Origin of the sequence: Frankia sp. CcI49, assembly GCF_001983215.1 — a bacterium.
GTDB classification, from domain to species: domain Bacteria; phylum Actinomycetota; class Actinomycetes; order Frankiales; family Frankiaceae; genus Parafrankia; species Parafrankia irregularis.
Window position 1 is genome coordinate 217,833 of sequence record NZ_MOWP01000004.1, and the last position, 16,545, is coordinate 234,377.

Genomic DNA, 16,545 nt, shown 5'->3' on the forward strand with positions numbered 1-16,545 from the left:
GCGTGAGTGCGGCCGGGGCGGTGCCCGGCGGGCGGCCGGCGCGGGTGCTGCTCGCCAAGCCCGGCCTCGACGGCCACGACCGGGGCATCAAGGTGATCGGCATGGCGCTGCGCGACGCCGGCGCCGAGGTGATCTACCTGGGGCTGCGCCGCTCCGTCACCGAGATCGTCGCCGCGGCGCGGGACGAGGACGTGGACGTCATCGGCATCTCGGTGCTCTCCGGCGCGCACCTCGCGCTGACCAGGGCGCTGCTCGCCGAGCGGGACGCCGCCGGGCTCACCGACATCCCCGTGACGGTCGGCGGCACCATCGGCGCGACGGACGCGGCGACCCTGCGCGAGCTGGGCGTTGCGGCGGTGCACGGCGTGGGCACGCCGCTGCCGGACGTCGTGGCGACGATCCTCGGGCTCGCCGCCGCACCGGCAACATCCGCCATACCCGCCGCACCCGCCCTGCCCGCGGCATCGGCCGCACCGGTCGGGGCGGTGGCCGGATGACCGGGCCGAGGCCTGCTCTCGAGCACCCGGGCGTGCCACCCGCCAGCACCGACTCCGGCATTCCCGTCCACCTGGTCTACGAGGAGGACGATCTCGCCCCCGGCCTGCCCGACCGGCTCGGTCCGCCCGGCGGCGAGCCGTACACCCGCGGCCCGTACCCGACGATGTACCGGGAAAAGCTGTGGACGATGCGTCAGTACGCCGGATTCGGGTCGGCCGAGGACGCCAACGCCCGCTACCGCTACCTGCTCTCCCAGGGCCAGACCGCGCTGTCGGTCGCCTTCGACCTGCCCACCCAGCTCGGCTACGACTCGACGGACCCGATGGCCGAGGCCGAGGTGGGCCGGGTCGGGGTCGCCATCGACACCGCCGAGGACATGGTGCGGCTGTTCGACGGGCTGCCGCTGGGCGAGCTCTCGGTGAACCACACGATCAACGCGACCGCCCCGGTGATCCTCGCGTTCTTCCTGGCCGCGGCGGAACGCCAGGGCGTGCCGTTCGACCGGGTCGCCGGCACGACGCAGAACGACCTGCTCAAGGAGTTCCTCGCCCGCAAGACCTACATCTATCCGCCGGCGGCGTCGCTGCGGCTCGTCGGTGACGTCGTCGCCTTCGCCGCCGAGCACCTGCCCCGGTTCAACCCGGTCTCCATCACCGGGTACCACGTCCGGGAGGCCGGCAGCGACGCGGTGCAGGAGCTGGGCCTGGCGCTCGCCTCCGCGATCGCCTACGCCGAGGAGATCACCCGCCGCGGCCTGCCGTTCGACCGCTTCGCCGGCCGCCTGTCCTTCCACTTCTCGGCCACCCTCGACCTGTTCGAGGAGGTGGCGAAGGTCCGGGCGGCGCGGCGGATGTGGCACCGGATCGCCACCGAACGGTTCGGCGCGACCCGGCCGGAGTCGGCCCGGATGCGCTTCTTCTCCGGCTGCTCCGGCACGGTCCTCACCGCCCAGCAGCCGCTGAACAACGTGGTCCGCTCGACGATCTCCTGCCTGGCGGCGGTGCTCGGCGGTGCCCAGTCCGTGCACGTGATGGGCTGGGACGAGGCGCTGGAGATCCCCAGCGAGGAGTCGGTGCGCCTGGCCCTGCGCACCCAGCAGATCGTCGCGCACGAGTCCGGGGTGACCCGTACCGTCGACCCGCTCGCCGGCTCCTACTACGTCGAGTCGCTCACGGACGAGCTCGAACAGCGCGCCTTCGCCCTGATCGAGCGGATCGACGCCGGCGGCGGCATGGTGGCGATGCTGGCCGAGGGCATCCCGCAGCGCTGGGTCGCGAAGACCGCCTACCGCACCGAACGCGAGCTGGTGGACGGCACCCGGGTCAAGGTCGGCGTGAACCGGTACACCGACGACGCGGACACCGACGCCGATCCGCGGCTGTTCGAGCCGGACCCGTCCGCCCAGGAACGCGCCCGCCACCGGCTGCGCGAACATCTGCGGACCCGCGACGGCGCCGCCGCGGCGGCGGCCCTGGCGGACCTGGCGAAGGTGCTGAGCTCGGACGCGAACGTGATGCCCGCGCTGCTGGACTGCGCCCGGGCCGGCGCGACGATCGGCGAGATCAACGCCCTGATGCGGGCCGAGTTCGGCGAGTACCGGGAGCCGGCGCCATGGTGAACGGCGGTGTTCCGGGCGGCGCTCCGCCGGGCGGCGGTCTCCTGGACGGCGGTGTGCCGGGCGGCGGTGTGCCAGGCGGCGGTGTGCCGCCGCTCGCCGGGGTTCGGGTCGTCGACCTCACCCGGTTCGTCTCCGGCGCCTACACCACGATGATGCTCGCCGCGCTCGGCGCGGACGTCGTCAAGATCGAGCCACCGGACGGTGGCGACTCCTACCGGGCCCAGGCGACCGCCACCGTGGCCGACCGCTCCGCGCTGTTCCTATCCCTGAACAACGGCAAGCGCAGCCTCGCCCTCGACCTGCGCGCGCCGTCCGGGCAGGCGGCGCTGGAACGGCTGCTCGCCGGCGCGGACGTCGTCGTCGAGAACGCCCGGCCGGGCGCGCTCGCCCGGTACGGCCTGGACGCCGCGGCGGTGCTCGCCCGGCACCCGCGGATCGTCTACGGATCGGTGTCCGGCTACGGGCAGACCGGCCCGGACGCCGCCCGCGGTGGCTTCGACCTGATCCTGCAGGCCGAGGCCGGCCTGATGAGCGTCACCGGGACAGCCGGGTCTGGACCGGTGAAGGTCGGCGCGCCGCTGCTCGACGTCGGCGCCGGCATCTGCTGCGTCACCGGGATTCTGGCCGGCCTGCTGCGCCGGGCCGGAACCGGCCGCGGGGGGCATGTCTCCTCGTCCCTGCTGGAGTTCGCGCTCGCGGGGCTGACCACCCCGGCCTCGGCGTTCTTCGCGGCGGGCGAGATCCCCTCCCGGCTGGGCACCCACTCGCCGGCCTTCGCGCCCTACGGCGCGTTCCGCGCCCGCACCGGCGAGCTGGTCCTCGCCGGTGCGGGCAACGAGGGGCTGTGGCGGCGGCTGTGCTCGACGATCGGCATACCCGAGGCCGTCGACGATCCGGCGTTCGCCACCAACGCCGACCGGGTCCGCAACCGGGACGCCCTCACCGCCCGCATCGAGCAGGCGCTCGCCGCGGATGACGCGCCCGCCTGGGTGGCGCGGCTGGAGGCCGCCGGGGTACCGGCCGGCCTGGTCCGCGACGTCGGTGAGGCACTGACCTCGGCGCAGGCGGCGGCGATCGGCGCGGTGGCGACGGTCGGTGCCGGCGACGGCTCGCCTTACCGGGCGGTGACGGTGCCGGTGCGGGCCCCCGGGCCGTTGCCCTTCCCCTCCGGCGCGCCTGACCTCGGCCAGCACACCCGCGCGGTGCTGCGCGAGGCGGGGCTGAGCGACCCCGAGATCGACGAGCTGCACGTCGCCGGCACGATCCTCGACGCCTCGATCCCGGCCGGGACGACCAGCGTTGCCGGGGGTGGCGAGTGAGCGCCCCTGGCCGCGGAGCCGCCGCGTTCGGGCCCGGGTGCGGGGGCGGGGGCGGGGGCGACACGACGGAACAGCCGGCTGGTGTGCGCGAGGGGCTGGCCGGTGCGCCCGGGCTGCCGGCGGGTGCGCCCGGCCCGCTGGCCGGCGCGGCCGAGCGGGTGATCGTGCGGACGGAGCGGCTGTGCCTGCTGCCGGCCCCGCCGTTCGGCGAGGCCGCGCGGGCGGCGCTCGTCGCCGGCTGGTGGCGGGCGGACGGCCTCGCCGAGGTGCGCATCGACCCGACCGGCAACGTGTGGGGGCTGGCCCGCCGCGGCGTGGGCCCGGCGGTGCTGGTCGCCGCCCACCTGGACACGGTGTTCGGCCCGGACGTCGAGCACGGTGCCCGCCGCCACGACGGGCGGCTGGTCGGCCCCGGTGTCGGTGACGACACGATCGCCGTCGCCGCGCTCGCCGAGCTGCCCCGGCTGCTCGAAGCGGAGCTGGTGGGCGCCGGGCAGGCCCGCCCGGTGTGGGTGCTCGCGACCGTGGGGGAGGAGGGCGTCGGCAACCTGGCCGGCATCACCGCGGCGCTCGCGGATCCGCCGGTGCCGGTCGGAGCGGTGATCGCCGTCGAGGGCAACTATCTGGGCCGGGTGACCGTGACCGGAGTCGGCTCGGTCCGGTTCGCGGTGACGGTGACCGGACCGGGCGGACACGCGTGGGAGCGGTCCGCGACACCGAGCGCCGTACACGCGGCGGCGGGAATGGTTTCCCGGCTCGCCGCCCTGGCCGCGCCGCAGGCCGCCGAAGGCGCCGGCGTGGCTGGGCGGACCGCGGTGAACGTCGGGCGGATCTCCGGCGGGGAGGCGATCAACATCCGGGCGGCCAGCTGCCGTTTCGAGGTCGACCTGCGCGCCGACACCGCCGCCGGGCTCGCCTGGCTGGAACGGGAGGCCCGGCTGGTCATCGAGGAGCTGGTCATCGAGGAACAGGGCGCGGAGCTGGCCGCCGAGGCCAGCGAGATCGGCCGCCGGCCGGCCGGCGGGATCCCGGCCGAACACCCGCTGGCCGCGACCGCCTTCGCCGCGCTGGCCCGCCGCGGGCTGGCGGCCCGGACACATGCCGCCAGCACCGACGCGAACGCCGCCTACGCCGCCGGCATCCCGGCGATCACCATCGGGATCACCCACGGCGAGCGCGAGCACACGATCGACGAATGGATCGACCTGGCACAGGTGGCGGACGGCCTCGCCACGCTGGCTGACACCGCGGCGCAGGCCGCCGTCATGGCTGACACCGCGGCGCAGGCCGCCGTCATGACTGACACCGCGGCGCAGGCCGCCGTCATGACTGACACCGCGGCGCGAGCCGCCGCTCTGGCTGACATCGCGGCGAGGGCCGCGCGGACCGACAGGAGCAAGTGGGATGCGTAGCGGAGTGGTGCTGCAGGGAGTCGACACCCCTGCCGTCTTCGAGTCGTACGTCGCCGAGGTCGAGCGCTCCGGGTTCGATCACCTGTGGCTGACGGACTCCTCGCTGCACAGCCGCAACCCGTACGCCTACCTCACCCTGGCCGCGCGGGCGAGCAGCCGGCTGCTGCTCGGCACGGCTGTGACGAACCCGCTGACCCGGCATCCGGGGATCACCGCGGTGGCGGCGGCGACCGTCGACGAGATCGCGCAGGGGCGCTTCATCCTGGGCATCGGCGCCGGCGACCGGCCGCTGGAGGCGTTCGGTATGCGCCCCGCGAAGCTCGCCGTCCTGGAGGACTCGATCGTCGCGATCCGCGCCCTGCTGCGCGGCGGGGACGTCGACCAGACCTCGGCGGGGTTCGAGCTGCACGACGCCCATCTGCGGTTCGGGGCCCGGTCCGACATCCCGGTGTTCATCTCTGCCAGCGGGCCGAAGACCCTGGAGCTCGCCGGCCGGGTGGCCGACGGGGTGATCCTGCTCGCCGGCCTGCACACCGACGGGATCCGGTTCGCGCTGGAGCACATCGACCGCGGCGTCGAGGCGGCGGGCCGCTCGGCGCGTCCGCAGGTGGCCGTGTTCGCCTACGGCCGGATCGACGAGGACGAGCAGGCGGCGCTCGCCGCCGCCCGCAGTATCGCCGCGTGGTTCCCGCAGACGGCGCCGGTGTACTGCGAGCTCGCCGGGCTGGACCGGGCGCTGATCGACGAGGTCCGCCGGCGCTACACGGGCGGGGAGTTCCAGGAGGCCGCCGCGGCGGCCGAGCTGCTGCCGGACGAGTTCGTCCGGCGGATGGCGCTGTCCGGCAATCAGGAACGGACCGTCGCTCAGCTGCGCGAGCTGGCCGCGGCCGGCGTCGACTCGGTCAACGTCTTCCCGCTCGGCACCGACCGGATGGGCACCGTCGCCCGGTTCCGGCAGGCGTTCGACACGGCCTTCGGCGTCCGGGCGGAGGCGCTGGCGCATTGATGACGACGAGCGAAACCGGCGTACCAGGACGGTGACGGCATCATGACCGATGTCGTACGGGTCGGTCACCGCACACGTCATCGTGCGGTCGTGGAAGGAAAGTCTTTGTCCAGGTCAGAGAGGGAACGGGCGGCGTGCCCGCGGCCGCGCCGCCGGGCAGGCGAGCGTCATGGCTGAGCGTTCGGCCCAGCCGGCCGACGAGACCCCGCACCGGCAGCTCAAGGACGTCGTCTACCTGCGCCTGAAGCAGGAGATCGTCGACCTGCGGCTGCCGCCGGGCTACCCGATGCGGGAGGCGGAGCTCGCCGGCCGGCTCGGGGTGAGCAAGACCCCGCTGCGCGAGGCGCTGGTGCGGCTGCAGCGGGAGCGGCTCGTCGAGATCGTGCCCTACAAGGGCGCCGTGGTCTGCGGCTACGACCGGGACGACCTCAAGGAGATCTACGAGCTGCGGGAGCTGCTGGAGGGCGCCTGCGCGCGGGAGGCCGCGGTGCACATCAGCGCCGCCGACCTCGCCGAGCTGACCAAGGTGGTCCGCGGCAGTGAGCGGGCCTGGGCGGCGGGCGAGCTGGACGGGCTGCCCGAACTGCTCGAGGCGTTCGACCGGGTCATCTACGGGCAGACCCGCAACCGGCGGATCCGCGAGATGATCGAGAACCTTGGTGATCATCTGGTTCGGATCGGCAACCTCACCGTGGCGATCCCCGGGCGGCTGGAGGTCTCCGTCCGCCAGCACAGCGCGATCCACGAGGCGATCGTGCGCCGTGACCCGGGAGACGCCGAGCGCCTCATGCGCGAGCACGTCACCAGCGTGATGGCCGACCAGCTCGCCGCCTTCGACCCGGATGACCCGGGCGTGCGGACCGCGCGGGCGGCCCCGCGAACCGGCACGTGACAGCTGATCGATTCCACGACGCAGGGAGCAGGTGGTCAAACCGATGTCCGAGCGCATCCTGATCCGTAACGGAACGGTGCTCACCCTCGACGACGCCGACACCGTCCACTTCGGCGGTGACGTCCTCATCGAAGGTGACCGGATCGTCGCGGTCGGCCCGACCGGATCCTTCGCCGGCGCCGGCGGCGCGACCGGGGCGGGCGGGGCCGAGGCGCCCGTGACCGTGCTGGACGCGACGGACAAGCTGGTCATGCCCGGCCTCGTCGACCTGCACTACCACACGGCGATCGCGAAGGGCTACAGCGATCACCTGCCGTTGTGGGAGTACCTGGACACCTGCTGGTACCCGATCATCCGCGCGCTCGACCCGGAGGCGGCGTACTGGGCCGCGCTGGCCAGCTACGCGGAGTCGATCAAGGGCGGGGTGACCACCGTCAACGACATGTACCGCCAGCTGGAGGCGCTGTCGAAGGCCGCCTCCGAGATCGGCATCCGGGCGGTGCTGTCGAACGACGTGGCCGACGCCGAGCACAACCTCGACACCCTCGAGGACAACCACCGCGCCTACACCGCCTGCCACGGCGCCGCCGACGGCCGGGTCGAGGTGTACATCGGGATCGAGTGGCTGCCGATCGCCTCCCGGGAGCTGCTGCGCGACACCCGGGCGCTCGCCGACCAGCTGGGCACCGGCATCCACATCCACCTCAACGAGTCGCTGTCCGAGGTGGAGAACTCGAAGTCCCGGTTCGGGCTGCGGCCGACCGAGGTCGCCTACGAGACGGGGATCCTCGGCCGGAACACGATCGCCGCGCACTGTGTGTGGCTGTCGGACACCGAGATCGCGCTGATGCGGGAGACGAACACGCAGATCTCGCACAACCCGAGCTCGAACGCGAAGCTCGGCAACGGCATCGCCCGGCTGCCGGAGATGCTCGCCGCCGGGCTGAACGTCGGCCTCGGCCACGACGCGGCCGAGTGCAACAACAGCCGCGACATGTTCGAGGTGATGAAGTTCGCCTCGCTGATGCACCGGGCGAGCCGGGTCGACTCCAGCCTCGGCCAGGCACCGGACGTCGTCCGGATGGCCACCCGCAACGGCGCGGCGGCGCTCGGGCACCAGACCGGGCAGCTGGTCGCCGGGCACAAGGCCGACGTCATCCTGGTCGACCTCAACAACACGATGTTCACGCCACGCAGGGCGAACGACGTCGCCCACCTGTACTCCCACCTCGTCTACTCGGCGAACGGCTCGTGTGTCGACACGACGATCATCGACGGCCGGGTGGTGATGGCCGGCCGCGAGCTGACGCTGGTCGACGAGGACCTGATCCTGCGCGAGTCGAACAAGGCGTTCGCCCGGGTGCTGGCGCGGGTGGAGGACGCCAGCACCGAGCTCGCGATCCCGCCCACCCCGTCGGCGGCGGCGTGACCCGGGCCCCGGCCCCCGCCGCGAGCACTGCTCCCGCCGCGAGCCCGGCTGTGGCCCCGGCCGTGGTGCCCTCGGCCACCGTCGCGAACGTCCTGGACCGCTGCCTGGCGGTCGAAAGAGGCGAGGAGGTCGTGCTCCTCACCGACGCGGAGACCGACCCGGCGGTGGTCGCCGCCCTCGCCGCCGGCCTCGAGGAACGCGACGCGGTGTGCGTGATCGCGCGGGTGCCGCGCTACCAGGTGCCGGGCAGCGAGCCGCCGAGCTCGGTCGGGGCGCTGCTCGCCGAGGCCGCCGCGGCGATCGAGCTGACGTCGACCTTCGTCGGGTCGTCGACGGCGCGCCAGAAGGCCTCTCGCGCCGGCACCCGCTACCTGGCGATGCCGGCCGTGCGGGCCAGCACGTTCCGCGCCGGGGGCCCGCTGGACGTCGACTTCGACGAGCTGCGCCGCACGGTCGAGGTGCTCGCCGCCGCCTGGGCGGGCGCCGACACGTACCGGATCACCAGCCCGGCCGGGACCGACCTCGCCGGCTCCGTGCGGGGGCGCGGTGGCCGGGCGCTGCACGGCATCGCCCGCGAGCCGGGCGCCTACATGGCGCCGCCGGATGTGGAGGCCGGCACCGCGCCGGTCGAGGGCAGCACCGGCGGTGTCGTCGTCATCGACGCCGACCTGCTGTTCATGGGCGTCGGGCCGCTGCCGTCCCCGGTCGCGCTGACCTTCCGCGCGGGCGAGCTGGTCGACGTGGCGGGGCGGGAGGCGGGCCGGCTCACGGACATGATCGACCGGGTCGCCGACCCGCGGATGTCGAACCTCGCGGAGGTGTCGGTCGGGCTGAACCCGAACGGCCGGGTGTGCGGGGTCGCGATGGAGACCGAGTCGACGCTGGGTACAGCACATATAGCCCTCGGTAACTCGATCGCGTACGGCGGGACCGTCGCCGCCGCGGCCCACCTGGACTGCGTCCTGCGCGCCGCGACGCTGTACCTCGACGGACGTCCCGTCCTGGTGGAAGGGGTGCTCGCCGATGACATCGCAGCCGGCTGAGCGGATCCTGGTCGTCGGCGACCCGGTGGTCGCGCTCGACGAGCAGACGCTGATCCCCGACGGGGCCGTCATCGTCGAGGGCTCCACCATCGTCGCCGTGGGCCCGCGGGAGCAGCTGGCCGCCCGCGGCCCGTTCGACCGGGTGATCGGCTCCCGTGACCACCTCGTCATGCCCGGCTTCATCAACTGCCACTACCACTCGGAGCTCGCCGCCGGCCCCGGCCTGTACCAGCTGATCTTCGAGCGGGCCAACGTGCACATCCACTCGTCGTACGGCCCGATGGAAGAGGAGGACCTGGCCACCGTCCTGCGCTGGGGGCTGGTCCAGGCGATCAAGGGCGGGCAGACCGGCGCCGTCGACATGTTCTACGGCCGCCCCGCCATGCCCGACTTCGGGGCCGAGGTCGCGCTCTCGGTCTACGACGAGATCGGGTTCCGGGTCGCGTTCGGCCTGGTCAGCCGGGACCAGAACACCTACGTCCACGAGCCGGACGAGGCCTTCCTCGCCCGGCTGCCGGCGGACCTCGCCACCCGGGTGCGCCAGTCGCCCATGGGCTACGCCTGGCCGGTCGACGACGTGATGGCCAGCTACGACCGGCTGGTCCGCCGCTGGGACGGCCGGGGCGACCGGATCCGGGTGCTGCTCGCACCGGACTGGACGCCGGCCTGCTCGGACGAGCTGTACCGCCGCTGCCGCGCCGCCGCCGACCACTACGGCACCGGGATCACCTCACATGTGCTGGAGACCCGTTCCGAGGCGCTGTGGAACGTCCGCACGCACGGCCGCCCCGCGCTGGAGCGGCTCGCCGACCTCGGAGTGCTCGGCCCGGACCTGGTCTGCGCGCACTTCGTCTGGGTGACCGACGACGAGCTGCGGATCTTCGCCGACTCCGGCGCGGTCGCCTCGAACAACCCCGGCTCGAACCTGCGGCTGTCGTCCGGGATCTGCCGGGCCCGCGACATCCTCGCCACCGGCGGGCGGCTCGCGTTCGGCACCGACGGGATCTCGTTCACCGACCGGGAGGACTTCTTCGCCGAGCTGCGGCTCGCCACCATGCTGCAACGTGACCCACGGGTGTTCGACGAGATCCGCCTCGACTCGGCGGGCGTGCTGCGCGCGGCCGGCGAGAACGGCTCCCGGGCGCTGCGGATGGAGGGCAGGGTCGGGAGGCTGGCGCCCGGGACGTTCGCGGACCTGCTGGTCGTCGACACCCGGCGCATCCTGTTCCCGCCCGGCCGGTACGACTCCACTCCGGTGCTGGACGTCCTCGTCGACCGGGCGAGCGCCGCGGACATCGACACCGTGCTCATCCACGGCAAGGTGGTCATGGCCGGCGGCCGGGTCACCGTCGTCGACGAGGACGCGCTCGCGGACCGGCTCGCCGAGGTGGGTGAGCGGCGCCTGTACCGGCCGACCGCGGACGAGCGGCGCTGGGCGGCGCTGGGCGCCGAGGTCGAGCCGTACGTCCTGGACTTCTACCGGCCCTGGTACGAGACGCGGCACGAACCGGCATCGATCTACAACGCCCGCCGCCTCTAGGCCGCTTCTCGCCGCCAGGCCGCTTCCAGCCGCCGAACCACCCCGGACCGGGTGCCGAGCACCCAGAACGGACACCGAACGACATGATTATCGACGCGCACACGCACATCCTGAGCCTGGCCGAGGACCACGAGTTCAACACGGACTACGGCCGTGAGGGCTCGCTGTGCATCTACCGCAGCCTCGGCAAGGTCCCCTCGCACCGGATGCCGACCGAGCAGGAGTGGGAGGACAGCGGGTACTCCCGGGCCGGCTGGCCGGTGATCGGCCCGGCGGAGAGCGTCAGGGACCATCCCGGCTTCGACAAGATGATCGTTCTCGGTGTCTCGCCGCAGTTCCTCGACGGCGAGCTGATCGGGACGGTGGACACCTACGGGATCACCGACGTGCCCGGCCCGCCGAGCCCGGAGAAGTGCAACGACTACATCGCGGCGGTGGTCCGTTCCGACCCGGAGCGCTTCATCGGCTTCGCGTCGGTGAACCCGGCCTACCGGGGGCCCCGGGCGGCGGTCGCCGAGCTGCGGCGATCGGTCGAGGAGCTCGGGCTGTCCGGGGTGAAGCTCTACCCGATGTACCAGCACTGGTCACCGCAGGACCGGGAGATCGCCTTCCCGGTCTTCGCCGCCGCGGCCGACCTCGGCATTCCGGTGATGGTCCACCAGGCGGGATCCACCCGTATCGACGCGCGGATGGACTACGCCCGCCCGGCGATGCTCGACGACGTCGGCCGGGAGTTCCGCGACCTGCGGGTGATCATCGCGCACTGCGGGATTCCGTGGATCGACGAGGCGCTGTTCATGCTCACCAAGCACCCGAACTTCCACACCGATATCTCGTACCACATCGCCACCGTGACGGACGAGGAGTTCTACCGTTTCCTCATCCATTGCGAGCAGTTCTTCGTCCCGCTGGAGAAGCTGCTTTTCGGCAGTGACTACCCGGGATTTCTCTACGACCCGGTCAAACTGAAGGACAGGGTCCTCGGCGTGAACGAGCAGGCCGACCGGCTCGGGCTGCCGAGGATTCCGCAGGAGAAGCTGGACGGCATCATGGGCGACAACGCCGCCCGCCTGCTCGGCCTCGTCCAGGACTGACCGCCGTTCCCCATCCCGCCTCGCCTCACCCGCGGGCGTCCGTCGCGCGATCGAGGGTGTACTGAGCGTCGGTATATCACCGCCCGGGCCGCGATTCATCGGCCTGGCACCCGCGGGAGACATCGCTTTTACGGATCCGCCACCCCTCTGGAAGGCCGCTCGCCATGTCAGGAAAAACCCCGAAGGTCGTCATCGTCGGAGCGGGTTCCGCCGGGCTCATGCTCGCCGACGGAATAGCGGACCGCGCCGACGTGACGATCGTGGAAGGCGGGATCGACCCGGGCAGCCCGGCGCCGCGCCAGCTGCTCTACGACTACATCTTCCCGGCCAGCCTCGACTGGGGTTACCGGTCGACGAAAGGCGTTCCACTGCTGCGCGGCAAGGTCGTCGGCGGCTCCTCCTCGGTCAACTCCAGTGCCGGGGTGCGCGGCCAGCAGTGGGACTTCGACCCCTGGGGCGAGGGGTGGACCTGGGCCGACTGCCTGCCCGCGCTGCGGGCCAACGAGACGGACCTCCAGTTCGGCGACGCCGACCACCACGGCGACTCCGGCCCGATCGTGATGACGCGGCTCAAGCCGGGTCCGATCGACGACGCGTTCACCGCGGCCTGCCTCGCCGCGGGCCACCCCGAGGCCCCGGACCACAACGCCCCGGGCGCGCTCGGCATCGGCCCCTGGCCGACGAACCGGGTCGACGAAGGTCGCTGGGGCACCCTGGCCGGGGTGATGCCGGGGCTGCGCGGGCGGGTCACCCTGCTCGCCGAGACGACCGCCCACCGGGTGGTCATCACCGACGGGCGGGCGCGTGGCGTGGAGGTCACCGAAGCCGGGGAGAGCGGCACCCGCGTCCTGTCGGCGGACGTCGTCGTGCTGTCCGCCGGGGCGTTCGGGACACCGGAGCTGCTCATCGCCTCCGGGGTGGACCTGCCCGGCGTCGGCGAGCATCTGCAGGACCATCCGTGGGTGATGCTGAACGCCCTGGCCGACCCGGACCTGATCGCCGAGCGCCCGGTCAGCGGTTCGCTCCTGCGCTGCGGCCTCGGTGGCGACCCCCGTGAGGAGATCCAGGTCTTCCCGTTCTCCGCGCATCTCTACGACACGTCCCGGCCGGTGGGCGAGGTGTCGTTCGCCGTCGGGCTGATGGCCCCACGCAGCCGCGGCTCCCTGCGGGTGACGCCGGACGGGACCGCGATCGACCTGGGCCACCTCGCCGAGGAGATCGACCGCCGGAGCCTCGCCGAGGGCGTGCGCATCGCCGCGGACCTGCTCGACCGGGTCGCCGCGACCGGCGTCGTGACGATCCCCGACAACCCGTGGTGGCGCGGGGACGACCTTGAGCAGCAGGTCGTCGCCCGGGCGGAGACCTACAACCACCCGGTCGGCACCGCCCGGCTCGGCGACGATGACGACCCGACCGCCGTGGTGGACCGCCGCCTGCGGGTGCGTGGCGTCGACGGTCTGATGGTCGCCGACGCGTCGGTGATGCCGGCGATCACCCGGGCGAACACCAATCTCGCCACCATGATGATCGGCCGCCGGGCCGCTGACCTGATCGAGCTCTGAGCTCACCGCGGCACGAAACGCCGGGCGGGGCGGCAGCGCCCCCGCCCGGCGGCCCCCGAGCGCCCGGGTATCGGCCTCGCCTCGCCACATCTCGCCCGCCGGTCGGCGGGCCGGCCCGCTGGCGCGCCGGTCGTCCCGGTCAGACGGAGCAACGCGGACGGAGCAAGATGGTGCGGTGAGTGGATTCGGTCTGGTCGCATCACCCGTCCTGGCTGGCGCGCCGATCGTGCGCGACGGCCTGCTCCGCCTGGATGCGGCGCGGCGGGAGGCGAGCTGGGCCGCCGCGCAGGTCGTCGTCACCGACGACCGGGGCCGGTTCCCGATCGAACAGGCCGACGGCCCGCCCCGGCTGCGCACCTACGCCGCGGCAGGGATCGCCGCCGCACCACCACCGGACGCGCTGCTGCTCGGCGAGGCCGACGGCGTCGTCTACTGGGGGATGCAGGCCCCAGCCCCAGCCCCAGCCCCAGCCCCAGCCCCAGCCCCGTCCGCGGCCGACTCCGGCGACGACCCCGTGCACTGGCTGGACCTGTTCACGGCGGGCGCAGACTTCCCCGCGGTGCACGCAGCTCTGGCGGCCACCGCGACCGCCCTGCTGAACTGGCACGGGCGGGCCCGTTTCTGCGCCCGCGACGGATCACCGACCCGCGTCATCAACGGCGGCTGGGCCCGGGTGTGCGAGGCCGAACGGCACGAGGAGTACCCGCGCACCGACCCGGCCGTGATCTGCCTGGTGCACGACGGCGCGGACCGGGTCCTGCTGGCCCGCCAGCGGGTCTGGCCCGTCGGCCGATTCTCGGTGCTGGCCGGTTTCGTCGAGGCCGGGGAGTCACTGGAGGCCTGCGTCGCCCGCGAGATGGCCGAGGAGGTCGGGGTGGCCGTCCGCGACATCGGCTACCTGGGCAGCCAGACCTGGCCCTTCCCACGATCCCTCATGATCGGGTTCCAGGCCGTCGCGGACCCCGAGGCGCCGCTGCGCCTGGACGACGACGAGATCGTCGAAGCACAGTGGGTCACCCTGGACGAGCTGCGCCCGGCCCTAGCCCGCACCGCCTGGCCCGCCGTGGGCACCACCGCGGACGGCCAGCTGCACCTGCCCGGCCGCCTGTCCATCGCCCGAACCATGATCGATGCCTGGGTCACGGCCCGCACAGCTACCACCATCCCGACCCAACCGCCCGACCCAGCTGCCTGATCGGGGCGGCGGAGGTGGTTCGGGATGGTGGTGATACGCCGCTCAGGACCTCGGTCTCACTCCGCGCCGACCAGCCGCGGCGCTGGTACCAGGTTGAGCCGCCCGACGGCCTCGGTCACGTCCTGCGGCCAGAACCACAGGCGGTACTGCGGCGGGATGGTGAAGTAGTCCTCCGGCCCGTGGAGCTGACGAGTGCGCATGTCGGCGCAGTAGCGTTCGCGCCAGGAGGTCGCCTCACCGGCGCGCAGTGACTCGCCGTCGACCTTCTTCTTCGTGACGCGGTAGAGCTTCTCGACCGCTCGGTACTCGTAGGCCAGCAGGGTGTGCGGGTTGGCCCAGATGCCCTTGGGGGCCTGCGGGTCGGCCGCCGCGGTGGCTGCTTCCAGGAGCAGCGGCAGATCGAGCTCGCCGGGGATGGACGGATAGATCACGAACGGGGCGGCCCATCCGGCCGCGATGAGGTCCAGGTTGAAGGTGGCACGCTGCTCGCGGGTGAGGTTGCGCCGTTCGGCCTCGGTGTAGTCGGGAGCGACGTAGGCCAGGAGTCGGCTGTTGGTGTCGAAGGGCGGTTGCGCGGCGCGGATGAACAGATTGCGCTTGTTGCCGTTCGGCTTGGTCAGCCGCTTCTCGATGTTCTGCTTCGCGAAGGCCGAGGCTTCCTTGCCCTGCGCGAAATGGAGAGTGCCGGCGGTGCCGGTCTCCAGCTTCGGCAGCAGGAAGGCCGCCAGGCCCGGGGAGATCGGCGCGTGGCCGTCCTTGATCCATCCCGCGAGCTGTAGGAACTCCTGATCGATGGCCTGGGCACGCTCCGGGGAACGGGCGGTCACCTCCGGCGTGTCGACCGAGAGCATGCGGATCGGCATGCGGACGTTCGGCGTGTCGCCGTCGGTCACATCAACCAGTTCCCGACCACCCAGCGAGGGCAGGTTCTGCCCGGCCGGTGACCACAGCACCTGCACTGCGTCGATCATGGTTGTCCCCCCGATGAACACACCCTGACGGTCCGTCTACGTGACCAGCTGGTGACCGGCCCCGTGGCGCCGCCAGTCTGTCAGAGGGACACCGGCCGTGGCCGGACGCGTCATCCTCGCGACTGCGGCTGGACTGATCGTGATCGCGGCGGACAGGACCTGCTGGGCGGTGGAGCGGACGCAAGGCAGTGCCGGCTGACGCTGGACGGGACCGGCAGGCGGTCAATTGCTACGCACACGCCGTTCTAACGGCCTCAGCCCCGGTTCACGCTTGCTGCGGGGCGCGAACGGTTTCACGGTCCGGGTTGGTCGCCGACGGTGCGGTGCGGGGCCAGGTCCAGGCGTACCGCACGACGAGGGCGAGTAGGAGCAGTTCCAATGCGATGCCAAGGCCGTAGAAGTACGGCCAGGACTCGCCCACCGCGTTGAATGCCGTGACGGGAACGTAGAGCGAGGCCACGATGAGGTTCGTGATGCGGGTCGCCCGGGCGGGCAGCGTCATCGACGACACGACCATGAGGATCGGGATGGCCACCAGGGTCAGCGCCGCGGTCGAAAAGGTCTGGGAGAGGTCGAACTCGAAGACCTTGCCGTCGAGGATGTCCTCGACGACGCCGGGCGTGAAGAAGTTGAGAATGTCCACATAGGCGTACAGGAACATGAAGCTGGTCCACGCCGCGGCGAGCTTGGCTCTCACCGGGATCGGCTGGTCTTCCAGTGTCGTGGTGGGTTGACGCGTTCTCATCATGGGCTCCGTCGTTGATGAGGATCGGTACGTCCACGATCGCTGAGCCCGGTGGCGGGCACACCGGCCCGGAGGCCGGAGTTCGCCTGGCCGATGAGATGGTCTCTCTCTCGTGCTTTCGGCTGATCCGCCGCTGCCGCGCTGTCCCTGCGCCGGGCAGATGGTGACGAAGGCGCTGCGCTCGTTGTGGGCCTCGGTCGCCCCGGCCGGGACCAGTCGTC

Annotated in this window: 14 protein-coding genes; 12 read left to right on the top strand and 2 right to left on the bottom strand. The window is 72.7% G+C overall.

Annotated features, from left to right (window positions below; genetic code table 11):
• Positions 1-2 precede the first annotated feature (2 nt).
• The 12 genes from CcI49_RS01695 (at position 3) to nudC (ending at position 14,608) form a co-directional block, all read left to right on the top strand.
• Positions 3-497 (top strand): cobalamin-dependent protein, encoded by a 495-nt coding sequence (locus CcI49_RS01695; protein ID WP_241839857.1) that lies wholly within the window; start codon positions 3-5, stop codon positions 495-497.
• Positions 494-2,116 carry a methylmalonyl-CoA mutase family protein gene (locus CcI49_RS01700; protein ID WP_076823811.1) on the top strand — a complete coding sequence of 541 codons (1,623 nt, stop codon included), beginning with the start codon at positions 494-496 and terminating at the stop codon, positions 2,114-2,116. Before CcI49_RS01695 ends, CcI49_RS01700 begins: the two co-directional genes overlap by 4 nt.
• Positions 2,110-3,435 carry a CoA transferase gene (locus CcI49_RS01705; protein ID WP_083749252.1) on the top strand — a complete coding sequence of 442 codons (1,326 nt, stop codon included), beginning with the start codon at positions 2,110-2,112 and terminating at the stop codon, positions 3,433-3,435. The genes CcI49_RS01700 and CcI49_RS01705 overlap by 7 nt, the downstream gene beginning before the upstream one ends.
• Positions 3,432-4,847, top strand: a complete 1,416-nt coding sequence (locus tag CcI49_RS01710; protein WP_076823815.1) for a M20/M25/M40 family metallo-hydrolase — start codon at positions 3,432-3,434, stop codon at positions 4,845-4,847. The genes CcI49_RS01705 and CcI49_RS01710 overlap by 4 nt, the downstream gene beginning before the upstream one ends.
• Complete coding sequence (locus tag CcI49_RS01715; RefSeq protein WP_083472936.1) at positions 4,840-5,853, top strand: LLM class flavin-dependent oxidoreductase; 1,014 nt, start codon at positions 4,840-4,842, stop codon at positions 5,851-5,853. Before CcI49_RS01710 ends, CcI49_RS01715 begins: the two co-directional genes overlap by 8 nt.
• A gap of 169 nt (positions 5,854-6,022) precedes the next feature.
• Positions 6,023-6,745 carry a GntR family transcriptional regulator gene (locus CcI49_RS01720; RefSeq protein ID WP_054564147.1) on the top strand — a complete coding sequence of 241 codons (723 nt, stop codon included), beginning with the start codon at positions 6,023-6,025 and terminating at the stop codon, positions 6,743-6,745.
• A 43-nt stretch (positions 6,746-6,788) separates the two neighbouring features.
• On the top strand, positions 6,789-8,174 hold the full coding sequence (locus tag CcI49_RS01725) for an amidohydrolase (RefSeq protein ID WP_076824208.1): 1,386 nt from the start codon (positions 6,789-6,791) through the stop codon (positions 8,172-8,174).
• Complete coding sequence (locus CcI49_RS01730) at positions 8,171-9,217, top strand: hypothetical protein (protein ID WP_054564145.1); 1,047 nt, start codon at positions 8,171-8,173, stop codon at positions 9,215-9,217. Before CcI49_RS01725 ends, CcI49_RS01730 begins: the two co-directional genes overlap by 4 nt.
• Positions 9,198-10,757, top strand: coding sequence for an amidohydrolase family protein (locus CcI49_RS01735; RefSeq protein WP_054564144.1), 1,560 nt, complete (start codon positions 9,198-9,200; stop codon positions 10,755-10,757). The genes CcI49_RS01730 and CcI49_RS01735 overlap by 20 nt, the downstream gene beginning before the upstream one ends.
• Before the next feature lie 83 nt (positions 10,758-10,840).
• Positions 10,841-11,851, top strand: a complete 1,011-nt coding sequence (locus CcI49_RS01740) for an amidohydrolase family protein (protein WP_076823816.1) — start codon at positions 10,841-10,843, stop codon at positions 11,849-11,851.
• Positions 11,852-12,015: 164 nt separating this feature from the next.
• On the top strand, positions 12,016-13,413 hold the full coding sequence (locus tag CcI49_RS01745; RefSeq protein WP_076823818.1) for a GMC oxidoreductase: 1,398 nt from the start codon (positions 12,016-12,018) through the stop codon (positions 13,411-13,413).
• A gap of 175 nt (positions 13,414-13,588) precedes the next feature.
• Positions 13,589-14,608: an NAD(+) diphosphatase gene (gene nudC, locus CcI49_RS01750; protein ID WP_076823821.1), complete on the top strand. Its 1,020-nt coding sequence runs from the start codon at positions 13,589-13,591 to the stop codon at positions 14,606-14,608.
• A 56-nt stretch (positions 14,609-14,664) separates the two neighbouring features.
• On the opposite strand, the gene CcI49_RS01755 is transcribed toward nudC, so the two are convergent.
• Both CcI49_RS01755 and CcI49_RS01760 read right to left on the bottom strand, forming a co-directional pair.
• Positions 14,665-15,579, bottom strand: a complete 915-nt coding sequence (locus CcI49_RS01755) for a nuclease (RefSeq protein ID WP_076823823.1) — start codon at positions 15,577-15,579, stop codon at positions 14,665-14,667.
• A 265-nt stretch (positions 15,580-15,844) separates the two neighbouring features.
• Positions 15,845-16,324: a DUF6326 family protein gene (locus tag CcI49_RS01760; RefSeq protein WP_054565297.1), complete on the bottom strand. Its 480-nt coding sequence runs from the start codon at positions 16,322-16,324 to the stop codon at positions 15,845-15,847.
• Positions 16,325-16,545: the final 221 nt, after the last annotated feature.

Coding starts and splice junctions, on each gene's coding strand:
- CcI49_RS01755 (WP_076823823.1), bottom strand. CDS start 15,579: ATGATCGACGCAGTGCAGGTGCTGTGGTCACCGGCCGGGCAGAACCTG.
- CcI49_RS01735 (WP_054564144.1), top strand. CDS start 9,198: ATGACATCGCAGCCGGCTGAGCGGATCCTGGTCGTCGGCGACCCGGTG.
- CcI49_RS01715 (WP_083472936.1), top strand. CDS start 4,840: ATGCGTAGCGGAGTGGTGCTGCAGGGAGTCGACACCCCTGCCGTCTTC.
- CcI49_RS01740 (WP_076823816.1), top strand. CDS start 10,841: ATGATTATCGACGCGCACACGCACATCCTGAGCCTGGCCGAGGACCAC.
- CcI49_RS01725 (WP_076824208.1), top strand. CDS start 6,789: ATGTCCGAGCGCATCCTGATCCGTAACGGAACGGTGCTCACCCTCGAC.
- CcI49_RS01760 (WP_054565297.1), bottom strand. CDS start 16,324: ATGAGAACGCGTCAACCCACCACGACACTGGAAGACCAGCCGATCCCG.
- CcI49_RS01705 (WP_083749252.1), top strand. CDS start 2,110: ATGGTGAACGGCGGTGTTCCGGGCGGCGCTCCGCCGGGCGGCGGTCTC.
- CcI49_RS01720 (WP_054564147.1), top strand. CDS start 6,023: ATGGCTGAGCGTTCGGCCCAGCCGGCCGACGAGACCCCGCACCGGCAG.
- CcI49_RS01745 (WP_076823818.1), top strand. CDS start 12,016: ATGTCAGGAAAAACCCCGAAGGTCGTCATCGTCGGAGCGGGTTCCGCC.
- CcI49_RS01700 (WP_076823811.1), top strand. CDS start 494: ATGACCGGGCCGAGGCCTGCTCTCGAGCACCCGGGCGTGCCACCCGCC.